The following is an 11,040-nucleotide window of genomic DNA, read 5'->3' as shown; positions in this document are numbered from 1 at the left end:
CAGTTCATAAATTCCCGAACAAACCCTCTAAAATTTTCTTTTAGAATGTCCAAATCATGCTGATTTGCAGGATTTATGGATATCAACATTAGATACAACCCATCGGTAATATAAGTTGCTTTGTATCCATAATACCACAGTCTTTTCGATGGGTTATATCCAACACTGCCGTTTTTTTAATAAGTTCCGAGTATCCAATTTTTTCATGTCTTCCCTTTCTTACGGATTTTTTCGTTTCAATTGGGATTGTATCTATGAATAATAAACAATTTTTGTTTAGGAAAGTCTTTTGAATCTCGAATAAAAGTTGTTCATATCTATTTATTCGTTCAACAATCTTGTTATATCTTATTTTCGGAAACAATCCCAACCCTTCGATTAAAAATTCATACCCCTTTTTATACATCCACCGAAGTATATCATACAAAGAACCGAAAAGATTATTAAGTCTAAGAGAGATATTTTCTCTCTGCGTGTGTATGGCGATTTGTATTTGACGACTATTAGGTAAAACTTAGCTCGCATAAGATTTATTAAACGCTTAATTCTCGGAATTTTAGATTTATCTACGATGTTATTACCTCCAACTATTTTTTTTGTAGTAATCTATAATCATATAGTTATATATTTATCTATTTGATGGGAACTACCGTAAAATTTCTTATATACTTCATAGATTCTCTTTAACAACCTTTGCTATTGCTCTTGATAATGTTGGAGGAACGCTCTCTCCAACTTGATTAAATTGGCTCTCTTTTCCACCGACAAATAGGTGATAATCTGGATACCCCATTAATCTTGCCTGCTCTCTTGGTGTTAATGACCTATTTTCAAATGGATGGATGAACCTTCTCTTTCCCATAACCGTTGGTGCTACTTTATATGGATGCAACCTAATATAATTATCTAACACCCCACGCGAACCTTTAAACTTAATCAAACCTTCTCCCCATTTTGCCTTTAATAATCTTTTTGAAACCTTCTTTGGTAGTGTAACATATTCATGATTTGGAACTTCTCTTCCCTTAAACATCAAATCCTCAATTGCCTCAATAACCGTCACTGACTCTAATTTTCCTGGATTTATTTCAATATTTGAGACAAAAACCCTCCTTCTTGATGATGGATTACCATAATCCTCCGCCCTCAAAATATTGAAATAAACATCATAACCAACTTTTTTAAATTCTCTCTCTATGCTCTCTCTAATATCCTCTTCCAAAATCCCTGGAACATTCTCCATGACAAAAATCTCTGGTTGCAAATCTCCGACAATTCGTATATACTCTAAAACCAATCTTCCCATCTCATCCTTATAGAGCCTATCAAAAGGCCTCTTTTCTCTATTAGGATTTGCTCCTGTGTATGCCTCACATGGAGGCCCTCCAATAACAACATCAACCTTTTTACAGATTTTTAATATATCGTAGGAATGGATTTCCCTTATATCCTCATTTATAACTACTGGATTAATATCTTTTTTATATGTTCCCAACTCCTTCAAAATTTTTATATCTTTATCAGATGGTGGAATGTTGAGTGGAATATCCCCAACATAACATAAAACCTCTTTTTCAACCAATTCATTTAACTTCTTTTCATACAACTTTCCATTAAAGTTTAATACATAAGAACTTGATGCATTCCCATCAATTTCAACTGCAACAACTGGTTTAAAACCCTCTTCAACAAATCCTCTTGAAAATCCACCGCATCCACAGAACAAATCAACAAATTTCATAATCATCCCATTCTTTATTTGGTTATATCAAATCTTCATCTGGATTAATATCATCAAGTTTTAAATCTTTTAAATCAATTCCAAGTGCCTCTGCATGATTTATTATTGTTGAAACTACTTCATAATAAGCCATTAATTTACCTGATGCATACATATACCCTTCCATATCTTTATCTTTGTGTTTTTCTTCCCCATCTTTTTCTTTTTTAGATTCCAAAGCATCTTCTTTAATAATATTTCATAGATAAATGCCAAATAATGTATCCTTATCAACCTTATCCATTTTCAACACTCTCTATTTTACTTTTATAAATTTTTGCTTTTTCAATATCTCCAATTTCTTCATAAATTAAGACAATAATTTCATATATTTCGTCATAATATGGATTTATTTCCTTTAATTTTTCAAAATATTCTATGGCTTTTTCATCTTCCCCTAAATAAATGTATGCCCTTCCCATAGATTCAAAAATCTCTTCCAATTCAAACACATTAGGATTCAGAAAAGTGCTTTTTCAAAATATTTCAATGCATCTTCGTATTTTTTCAATTCAAAATATAAATATGCAATCCTTAAAATTAAATTAATATTATCTGGTTTTAGTTCTAAAACTTTTTCAAAGCATTTTATTGAGTTTTTTTCATCGCTCATTGAATAATATGCCTCTCCCAATCCAAAGAGTGCTTTATAATGGTTTTTATCCAAATTCAATGTCCTTTTAAAATATTTTATTGCCAACTCTCTTTTATGAAGTTTTAATAAAGCATAACCCTTTTTACATAAAAGTTCTGCATTTTCTGGATTAATTTCTAATGCTTTATTGTAGCAAAATAATGCCTCATAAAATGCAGAGCAAAGATATGCCTTATCTCCAAGGTTTTTCCAAAGTTTCCAGCTATTGATGTCTTTATTGCTTAAACTTAAAATGTCTATTTCACTTAATATTTTATCAATATCTTCATAAAGTGTAGATAAGTCATTGTATACCAATCTCAAATCATACAAATCTAAATTATTTAAGTTGGTTTTTGATATTTTTCAGATACTTCATTAGTTGTTTCTATTAACTCATCAATCTCCCCAATAAGAATTTCTACAAGTTCTTCCCCAATCATTTGGCTATTTTTCCAAAACTTTACTTTTTAATAAGTTCAAAGTTCCCAGTGTGAAGTTTTTATCCATTTTAATCCCTAATTTATATTTATAGTAACTGACATCTATCTTTTAGATTACTCATTTCTAAGGGCTTTTATTGGGTCTAATTTTGACGCCTTATATGCTGGATATAATGCAGAGATTAAGGCAGTTCCAATACCAAATAAAACCCCTAAAAACACATAAACCAAACAACTTAAAGACAATTCTGAACCCAGTAGATAATGAACAATTAAATAACCCATACCCAAACTTAACGTTGCTCCAATTAAAGAACCAATAACTCCCAAAATTAAAGCCTCATAGAGAAACAGAATCATTATATCCTTTTTTGATGCCCCAATACTTTTCATAACACCAATTTCCTTTGTCCTCTCAATTGTACTCATTAACATAACATTCCCAATACCTATCCCCGCAACTAAAAGAGATATTCCACCAATACCCATCAGAAAGAGTGAAATTTTATCCATAGCATCATTTATTGATTGAAGGATTTTATCCATTGCCAAAACGATAACCTTTTTTTCTTTTTTATTCATTATCTTTTCTGTTTCATTTTTTATTTTGTTTATATAATCCTTATTTCTTACATAAAGAACAACCATTGAGTAATTATCTCCATAAAACCTCCCATATGTTTTCTCTGATAAAACCATGGAATTTTGAGATAGTATGTAAAAAGAACTATTGTATATGCCAGTAATTCTAAACGAAACATTATTCAAAACAACAATATCTCCAACTTTAACATCATGAACACTGGCAAAAAAACCATCCACATAAACTGTTGTATCAGTTAATTTATTTTTAACTCCCAAATTTAAATAATTTATATCTTCCTTTTTTATACCATAAATTGTTGTATATGTATTTTTATTTTTTCCTTTAATATACACAATATCTGTTTTTGTTGAAATTGGAATTACAATGCAGTTCAATTTTTTTAGTTTATCAACGTCCTTTTTTGTAAAGTGCAAATACCCCTCCTCAGCATTTGGGAAAACAATAACAAAATTTGCCACTCCCTCAAAATTCTTCATTATACCCTCCTTTAAACCCCCTCCCAAAATCCCCAAAGATGAGATAGCCATAACTCCAATAATAATCCCCAATAGTGCCAAAATACTCCTCAAAAAATTCCTCTTTAGATTTCTCTTTGCCATCTCAAAATACATAATCTCCCTCAATCAAAGGATAAATTATTTTTTCTTATTTTTCATCACTCAATATCTTAAAAACCCTCGTTAAACCAAAGAATATCACCAATACAATAATTGTTCCTATTGAAGATATATGATGTTCATACAGTGTGAATACTATAAAACCCCCCAAACCAATTATTATAACCATTGATGAGTATTTCAATAGTTCTAAACTGTATTTCTTCAAATTAGTTAACCCAGTTAATTTCGAAATTAATATTACAGATAAAGGAACAGATAATAAAGCACCTGATACATATATGAAAAAAATAAACTTTTCAAAATCCCAATAATCACATGGATAGATAAAATAATCTCCTGTAATAAATGTATAAGCACCCCAATACAGCGGATATGAAATTGCAAGCCATATCAATAGAGATAATATAATCATTTTCATCTTGAATAAAAATGATATTTTCTTTCTATGTAATTCGCTCAATTTTAGGAACATTGCCATAAATACAATATAACAAATAAATCCATTCGATATCCCTAAAAATGGAATATACATGGGATAATAACTCAATACAAAATATAGGGCTATTTTTAAAATTAGCAATACCAAAGTAATTTTTAACAAATATCCAATTAGTATCTTTACTTTATCTTTTGAATAATAATATGACACCAATAATACTGCCAATATCGAAGAAATAAGTGAGATAAAATATTCCACTTCATTTTCAATGAAGTAATTGTTTCCATACAACCAAGTTTTACCAAATAATGAAATTAGCATTGAAAAAAATATTGGAATCGCCAATACACTAAATAAAAACCAAAGCATTATGGATATAATACCAATTCTTTTAATATCAAATGATTCACTATCTTCAATATTGTTAATCATATTTCCACCAAAATTATTGTTTATAATCAACTATTTCCCCATCTCTAATGTTTATTATTCTATCCGCACACATTCCAACATTTATATCATGTGTAACTACAACAACCGTTTTTCCACCCTCATTTAATTTTTTTAACAAATTCATTATCTTTTCTCCTGTTTTACTATCTAAACTCCCCGTTGGCTCATCACACAATAAAATCGGTGGGTTGTTTGCCAATGCTCTCGCTATAGCAACCCTTTGTTGTTGACCCCCACTCAACTGATTTGGTTTGTGGCTGGCAAATCTCTCATCCAATTCGGCCATTTTTAAGCATTCCAATGCCATTCTTTTTCTTTCCCCCTCATCCAGAGTATTTTTATACTTAAAAATTAGTGGGAGTTCAACATTTTCCAATGCAGTTAATAAGGGGATGAGGTTAAATTGCTGAAAGATGAAACCAATCTTATCCCTCCTAATTTTTGTTAATTCATCGTCATCTAAATCATTTGTTTTTATTCCATCAATATAGACCTCCCCCTCTGTTGGTTTATCTAAGCAACCAATAATATTTAATAAAGTTGATTTCCCACTTCCAGAAGGTCCCATAATTGAAACAAACTCTCCTTCTTTTATCTCTAAATTTACATTTTTTAGGGCGTAAATAATCTCATTTCCCATTTTGTAGGTTTTTGTTATGTTTTTGAGTTTAATCATGCTTTTCCCTCACACACCATAAAATGAAAGTGTTGAAGAAGTATTTAATATTGCAATTAATAAAAATGTAAAAATTGGGATTATCAAACTTTTTTTAAAACTCAAATTGTATGTGTATTGAATCCCCTTAGCAAACAATAATACTTCCCAAATACAAATTACAGCAAAAGATAACGTTGATATTGCATCCATAATTTTATAAGATGTGTTTGTCCAATATCCAAGAATTTGTAGTATTATGTTAAAAGATAAACCAACTAAAATAGGAATATTTACATAACCAACAACTTCAATCATTTTCTTAAAGTTGCCTACTCCATTAAATAGCTTTATTAGAGCTATATGGGAAATTCCAGCAATAACCAGCCATAATATTGAGAGATAAAGGAAAAACATTACAAATAGAGCAATAAACATTATGGTTAAATAAAAATATTTATTCATTCCTGAAGGTTCAGGGAGATAGATTATAAATAATATTGAATTTAACGAAATTGCCATAGAAGCAAATAAAATAATCAATATTGGAACTTTTAGATTTGTAGGTTTGTTTGCAATTTCTTTGAAAAATTTATCTGGATTTAATATTAGGTCTTTCATTAGTTCCACCATTTGTATTTTACCTTTTGGAATCATCTATTTTATTTTTATCTTTTAATTTGTATTCTTCCAAATCACCAATAACTATCTTTTTAGGAATATTTTTTATTTTCAATATCGTCTTATTGCCGTATTTAGTTTTAATTTCATCCCATTGGTAATACGCTATTCCATTAACTACGATTCCCTTTTCGTAAATTTCTAAATCATATGTATTTGTATAGCCTATTAAAAGACCCATTGCCAAAATCCCTAAGTTAATAATCCCATTATAGGGGTAATGCATAACATAAAGTATAAATTCGAAGAATACCACCACAGCCAGCCCCACTACAACATCCCCCCAATCGCCAGAGTTTCCCACTGTGCGTTTTAATAGTTTTCCTTTATCAACATTTAATAGAAACTTTTTTGTAATCTGCAACATAAAAATTACCAATCCAATGGCAATAACGCCAAATATCAATATATATGGAATCCATCGTAATCTAAAATAATCCACAATTCCAAAAACAATAATTGCTGTTAGTATATAGTATAACTCCAAATAAAATGGACTGAGTCCCTTCATCATATACACCTAATTATCCATATACCGATTATTGAATCTCTGAATAATCAAATGCAAAGTGAATTTAATATAATAGATTTATCTCCTATAACATCCCTTTATTCATTTTTCTTTATAAATCCCCTATACATTAGATAAATTACCCCAATGCAAAATAAAATCCCAATTCCTATTATGATATAGTTAATGAATCCTCCAGTGCTTCCATAATTTTCATTATTACTCATTTGCCCATTTTCAACAGATATTGAAATATTTTTTTCCATTTTGATTAAATTATTATCTTCATCCCTATAAGTTATCAATATTGGAATCTCATTTACAGTTCCGTTAATTTGGTAGTGCAATTCAAAACTTCCATAGTCATCTGGGTTTAATGTGCCTATAAAGTAGTTTTCATAAGGTCTTTTTGGGATGATGTTTTTTGTTTTTTTGATGCTTATTAAGACACTCTTTGCCGGAGCAGTTCCAATGTTTGATAAGTCCCCGGTTATTATTTTCTCTCCAAATCCTTCAACATTAACTCCTGTTAAAACCAACTCTGCCTTTCCAATGACATTTATGGTTAGGTTTTTGTTTATTTCATTTCCATCAAAGTAGATTTTTATTGGAATCTCTTTTATTCCCATTTCATTTATTTTTATTTTAAAGGATATCTCTTTTGTTTCCCCCTTTTTGATGAAGATTGTTTTTTGGTTGTTTCCTAAGTAGTATTTTCCAATGGTTATGATAAAATTGGCATCTTTGTAGTTGTTTTTTATTAGAATTGTCAGGTTGTTGATTTTTCCAACAGGATATGTAATGTTTTTTAAATTTATTGAAATTAAGTCATTTGGGACTATTTTAAAAGTTAAAGTTCCTTCTTCTTTAACAGTTTTTTGATTTTTGTAGGTTGATGTTGTTGATGTATCCGTCTCTGTCTTATCAGTTAATTCCAACAAGTTATATTGGTTTTGATAAGTTATTGTATAAGGCAACTCTCCCATATCCCCATTTGCATACAAAATCAACCTTACTAACTTTGTTTCTCCTGGTTTTAAGTAGTTAATAACATAACTATTGCCTAACGCATAGATATTTTTTCCATTTTCAAAGGTTATTTTTATGTTCTCCGCTATTCCTGTTCCTTTATTTGTAACTTTTAGGAATATTTTATTAGTTCCTTCCTTTAATATTGGTGGATTTTGGATTTCTATTATTGCTCTCCCCCTAACTGGAATTTTGAATATTCTATTGTCTGAGTATTGTTCGTTATCTTTTGTGTAGTTACAATAAACAACAACCTCATAATCATAAGATGGGGCGTTATCTTTATTTTTATGATAAAATGTCCAATTCCTTTTTCATTTTGGAATAAATGTCCCTCGTAGTCAACTCCTTTAATAATTTGGATGTATTCTTTACTTATCCCATAAGGAGTTATGCTTAAAACAGTATTGTTAATTTCTTTATCTGGTGTTATAACAACCCAAATATCGTAAGTTTTTCCTGGCTCTAAGTATTCATTTTTGTAATCAATGCTTGTAAATTCTACTGCATTTATTGAGTTTGTTAAAATTAGAATTAAAAAAGTTAAAAAAATAAAAGAAGGTTTTTTCATTATTTCACCTTATAGGAATTTAGCTACGCTGTATAGCTGGTATGCTCCAAATAATACTGTTGGAATTAATGCAACTATAAATGCCTTTTTTAATTCCAAATTCCTTGCATATTTTATTCCATAAGTCCATAAACCTAAATTCCACAAACTGACTGCAATACCAATTAAAAGATTTGTGTATATCATTGGTTTTGGAATTATTGAAGACATTACCTGTTTTACAACTACTGGATTTTGAAGTTGTGCCATTGTTAAGGTTTGAATATGAGCATTTGAAAGGAAATAATAACCTATTGGTATTGTTATACATAAAGCTATTAAGTTTGGTAAAAATCCATAGCCAGTAAATTCAAATGTTCTTTTAAATGAACCTACTCCGTTAAATGCCATTGAAATTAGGTGCATCACCCCTGCTATTAATAACCATGATATAAATCCCCCTATTAGTGAAGATACTGCGGTGATTATCATCGATATAGCCATCATCATACTCTGCATATCTGATGGGAATATTTTAAACATTATTGATGTAGTATAGTAGTATATGCAGACATAAACACCGAGAATATAAGAACTATAAGGAACGGTGTTTTAAGAGATACCTCTTTATTTGCTAAATTTTTAAAGAAGTCGTTTGGATTTAGGATTAGTTCTTTTATATTCATTTTCTCCCCTCGTTATTTTTGATAGTTATTAGTATATGCTTATTTAATTATATTTAAATGTTATGTTAATAAATAATTTGCTACTTCCGGTGTAATATATACTTCTACGAAAGCAGCTATGATGATTAGGACAATAGATATTCCTGCTAATTTTAAAAACTCTTTTATATCTTCCTCTGTTAGTGGTTTTTCTTTCTTATCCCTTAGATATTGGATAACTTCATAAGGAATTTTAAAGCCCGCTACTGCTGATATAATCATTGCTGGAATTTCAAATATTCCATGAGGTATGTTAAAGCTAAAATTAGTTTTATAGGCATTCCGCTATTATAAGCATTAGATATTAACATTCCGAAATTAAAACCATTAAATATTAAGTTTATAAAAGTAGATAAACCGAAAGTAATAGAGCCAGCTAACATTAAAAAGATAACTTTTAGGTTGTTTGTCAGAATTAAAGATAAAGGTGCTGGACTGAATTTTGATGAAGATAAAAAATAATTTTTAGTTTTTATGTCATTAATACAACTATGGTTAATATTCGTTATCAAAGAAGATAAAAAGCCAAAGGTAAATAAAATTAATACTAAGGTTGGAATTAATATATTGGATTTTTCCATGTCTATTACCTACTATTACATTGCATTTGAATAGTTTTGCTTAATAAATGAATTTTTAACGAATAATCTACAAAAAATATTACTATACTACTAAAAAGTAAGTAAATTACTTTATTAATATTTAAAAATTGATGAAAATAATTATATCCGAGTATTATACCAATTACAAAAACTAGTTCAACAACCGAAATGATAATTTTAGTTTTAGTATCCACCATAGTTTCTATATAATCAAAGGATTTTAGGAAATTTATTGTTTTATTATTTTTATTTAGTATTATCCAATTAACAAACCATGGTATTATCCCTACATATATAATTATAAAAACAATATTAATCATATCATTTAAATCCATTAAATTCACCTGACAATTTCATTTAACAAAAAAATTATAACAAAAAAAAATTAAAAATTTAAATTATAATGCACCTGCCGCTAAACCTACCAATCCACCAAGTGGGCCTCCAACCACAACACCGGCTTCCGCCCCTTCTTCTGCCAATTCTTCAGCTATTACAATTGCCATTCTTCTACCTACATATGAACCTACTTTTTTTCCATAATTACCTCCAAGAGCGCTTCCTACTACACTTCCAGATTCTCCAGCTAATTTTTTCCCAACATAATATCCAATATCTCCCAAAGCCACAGGCGTAGCAAACACAGCTCCTACCATACATAGCATAGCCACAGCAGCGAAACCTTTAAGTATGTTCAATTTCATATATTTTCACGCTCCTTTAATTTTTTAAGGAGTAAGTAGTTCAAAGGCTCAGAACCTATAATGGTTCATCACAGCCAAAGGGTTGGCTCTGAATAGTTCCCACCTATTCATCATCGCCAACCTTTTCCTTTAATGCTTTTAAAGCATGTTTTAATACTTCCTTTATTATCTCCATCAATTTTTCATTTTTTTCATAATTATAATAAATGAAAACTACTATATATATAACAATTTGAATTAAATAGAAAACTATATATACGGCAATAGGCTTCCTAATGCCAGCAAGTATTTAACTGATAGTGTGATTTAACACTATTAAAATTAAGACCAAAAAATAGAAATAGGTAGTACTTAAATAACTCGTTAAAAAACGGTGCATCTCCTATGCTAGCAGCACTTAATAATATACTCACTAATTCTATAAATAGTTTAGGATTTAACTGTTCGGAGGAGTTATCTAAGTTCGCACAAGTTAGAACACTAACGCCAATAAAAACTATCAAAGCATTTTCAGAGTATGTCTCGGGAATTCACAGAACGACTATCGTTAAAAACCTACAAAAACTATCAGAAAATGAGTTTTGTTTGTATACTCAACTATCCAACC

16 protein-coding genes and 2 pseudogenes are annotated in these 11,040 nt (G+C 29.5%); 1 reads left to right on the top strand and 17 read right to left on the bottom strand.

Annotated elements, in window-relative coordinates; genetic code table 11:
* Positions 1-88: 88 nt before the first annotated feature.
* The 17 genes and pseudogenes from METFODRAFT_RS10755 to METFODRAFT_RS08150 all read right to left on the bottom strand — a co-directional run bounded on the left by METFODRAFT_RS10755 (position 89) and on the right by METFODRAFT_RS08150 (position 10,394).
* The gene (locus METFODRAFT_RS10755; RefSeq protein ID WP_245528974.1) at positions 89-364 is read right to left on the bottom strand and encodes a hypothetical protein; all 276 of its coding nucleotides are present in this window, start codon (positions 362-364) and stop codon (positions 89-91) included.
* 306 nt (positions 365-670) lie between these two features.
* Positions 671-1,741 carry a DNA cytosine methyltransferase gene (locus METFODRAFT_RS08210; RefSeq protein ID WP_007045128.1) on the bottom strand — a complete coding sequence of 357 codons (1,071 nt, stop codon included), beginning with the start codon at positions 1,739-1,741 and terminating at the stop codon, positions 671-673.
* A 22-nt stretch (positions 1,742-1,763) separates the two neighbouring features.
* Complete coding sequence (locus tag METFODRAFT_RS08205) at positions 1,764-1,958, bottom strand: hypothetical protein (RefSeq protein WP_007045127.1); 195 nt, start codon at positions 1,956-1,958, stop codon at positions 1,764-1,766.
* A 58-nt stretch (positions 1,959-2,016) separates the two neighbouring features.
* Positions 2,017-2,232, bottom strand: a complete 216-nt coding sequence (locus METFODRAFT_RS11580) for a tetratricopeptide repeat protein (RefSeq protein ID WP_007045126.1) — start codon at positions 2,230-2,232, stop codon at positions 2,017-2,019.
* 8 nt (positions 2,233-2,240) lie between these two features.
* Positions 2,241-2,738 (bottom strand): tetratricopeptide repeat protein, encoded by a 498-nt coding sequence (locus METFODRAFT_RS11575; RefSeq protein WP_245528970.1) that lies wholly within the window; start codon positions 2,736-2,738, stop codon positions 2,241-2,243.
* Positions 2,739-2,971: 233 nt separating this feature from the next.
* A complete protein-coding gene (locus METFODRAFT_RS08195) occupies positions 2,972-4,075 on the bottom strand; it encodes an ABC transporter permease (RefSeq protein ID WP_007045123.1) in 1,104 nt (367 codons plus the stop codon).
* A gap of 34 nt (positions 4,076-4,109) precedes the next feature.
* On the bottom strand, positions 4,110-4,955 hold the full coding sequence (locus METFODRAFT_RS08190; protein ID WP_007045122.1) for a hypothetical protein: 846 nt from the start codon (positions 4,953-4,955) through the stop codon (positions 4,110-4,112).
* 13 nt (positions 4,956-4,968) lie between these two features.
* Entirely contained in the window at positions 4,969-5,652 is a 684-nt protein-coding gene (locus tag METFODRAFT_RS08185; protein WP_007045121.1) for an ABC transporter ATP-binding protein, read from the bottom strand.
* Between the two features lie 9 nt (positions 5,653-5,661).
* The gene (locus tag METFODRAFT_RS08180; RefSeq protein ID WP_007045120.1) at positions 5,662-6,252 is read right to left on the bottom strand and encodes a Yip1 family protein; all 591 of its coding nucleotides are present in this window, start codon (positions 6,250-6,252) and stop codon (positions 5,662-5,664) included.
* Between the two features lie 19 nt (positions 6,253-6,271).
* Entirely contained in the window at positions 6,272-6,823 is a 552-nt protein-coding gene (locus METFODRAFT_RS08175) for a hypothetical protein (RefSeq protein ID WP_007045119.1), read from the bottom strand.
* Positions 6,824-6,921: 98 nt separating this feature from the next.
* The gene (locus tag METFODRAFT_RS11800) at positions 6,922-7,809 is read right to left on the bottom strand and encodes a hypothetical protein (RefSeq protein WP_342626865.1); all 888 of its coding nucleotides are present in this window, start codon (positions 7,807-7,809) and stop codon (positions 6,922-6,924) included.
* A 209-nt stretch (positions 7,810-8,018) separates the two neighbouring features.
* The gene (locus tag METFODRAFT_RS11795) at positions 8,019-8,423 is read right to left on the bottom strand and encodes a hypothetical protein (protein ID WP_007045117.1); all 405 of its coding nucleotides are present in this window, start codon (positions 8,421-8,423) and stop codon (positions 8,019-8,021) included.
* 9 nt (positions 8,424-8,432) lie between these two features.
* Positions 8,433-8,921 (bottom strand): Yip1 family protein, encoded by a 489-nt coding sequence (locus METFODRAFT_RS08165; RefSeq protein WP_245528976.1) that lies wholly within the window; start codon positions 8,919-8,921, stop codon positions 8,433-8,435.
* 23 nt (positions 8,922-8,944) lie between these two features.
* The gene (locus METFODRAFT_RS11570; RefSeq protein WP_007045115.1) at positions 8,945-9,088 is read right to left on the bottom strand and encodes a hypothetical protein; all 144 of its coding nucleotides are present in this window, start codon (positions 9,086-9,088) and stop codon (positions 8,945-8,947) included.
* A gap of 60 nt (positions 9,089-9,148) precedes the next feature.
* Positions 9,149-9,708: pseudogene (locus tag METFODRAFT_RS08160) on the bottom strand (stage II sporulation protein M).
* Between the two features lie 5 nt (positions 9,709-9,713).
* Entirely contained in the window at positions 9,714-10,064 is a 351-nt protein-coding gene (locus tag METFODRAFT_RS08155; RefSeq protein WP_007045112.1) for a hypothetical protein, read from the bottom strand.
* A 63-nt stretch (positions 10,065-10,127) separates the two neighbouring features.
* Positions 10,128-10,394 (bottom strand): hypothetical protein, encoded by a 267-nt coding sequence (locus METFODRAFT_RS08150; RefSeq protein ID WP_245528968.1) that lies wholly within the window; start codon positions 10,392-10,394, stop codon positions 10,128-10,130.
* Between the two features lie 423 nt (positions 10,395-10,817).
* Here METFODRAFT_RS08150 and METFODRAFT_RS08145 point away from each other — a divergent pair.
* A pseudogene (locus METFODRAFT_RS08145) lies at positions 10,818-11,040 on the top strand (hypothetical protein); the annotation flags it as partial.

The sequence above is a fragment of the Methanotorris formicicus Mc-S-70 genome, from assembly GCF_000243455.1.
Lineage (GTDB): Archaea > AGJL01 > Methanococci > Methanococcales > Methanococcaceae > Methanotorris > Methanotorris formicicus.
Note: the sequence above shows the minus strand (reverse complement) of the source record. Positions and strands in the feature narration are given on the sequence as shown.

Coding starts and splice junctions, on each gene's coding strand:
- METFODRAFT_RS08165 (WP_245528976.1), bottom strand. CDS start 8,921: ATGCAGAGTATGATGATGGCTATATCGATGATAATCACCGCAGTATCT.
- METFODRAFT_RS08150 (WP_245528968.1), bottom strand. CDS start 10,394: ATGCTATGTATGGTAGGAGCTGTGTTTGCTACGCCTGTGGCTTTGGGA.
- METFODRAFT_RS08195 (WP_007045123.1), bottom strand. CDS start 4,075: ATGTATTTTGAGATGGCAAAGAGAAATCTAAAGAGGAATTTTTTGAGG.
- METFODRAFT_RS08190 (WP_007045122.1), bottom strand. CDS start 4,955: ATGATTAACAATATTGAAGATAGTGAATCATTTGATATTAAAAGAATT.
- METFODRAFT_RS08155 (WP_007045112.1), bottom strand. CDS start 10,064: ATGGATTTAAATGATATGATTAATATTGTTTTTATAATTATATATGTA.
- METFODRAFT_RS08175 (WP_007045119.1), bottom strand. CDS start 6,823: ATGAAGGGACTCAGTCCATTTTATTTGGAGTTATACTATATACTAACA.
- METFODRAFT_RS08185 (WP_007045121.1), bottom strand. CDS start 5,652: ATGATTAAACTCAAAAACATAACAAAAACCTACAAAATGGGAAATGAG.
- METFODRAFT_RS11795 (WP_007045117.1), bottom strand. CDS start 8,423: ATGAAAAAACCTTCTTTTATTTTTTTAACTTTTTTAATTCTAATTTTA.
- METFODRAFT_RS11800 (WP_342626865.1), bottom strand. CDS start 7,809: ATGGGAGAGTTGCCTTATACAATAACTTATCAAAACCAATATAACTTG.
- METFODRAFT_RS08180 (WP_007045120.1), bottom strand. CDS start 6,252: ATGAAAGACCTAATATTAAATCCAGATAAATTTTTCAAAGAAATTGCA.
- METFODRAFT_RS11570 (WP_007045115.1), bottom strand. CDS start 9,088: ATGAATATAAAAGAACTAATCCTAAATCCAAACGACTTCTTTAAAAAT.
- METFODRAFT_RS08210 (WP_007045128.1), bottom strand. CDS start 1,741: ATGAAATTTGTTGATTTGTTCTGTGGATGCGGTGGATTTTCAAGAGGA.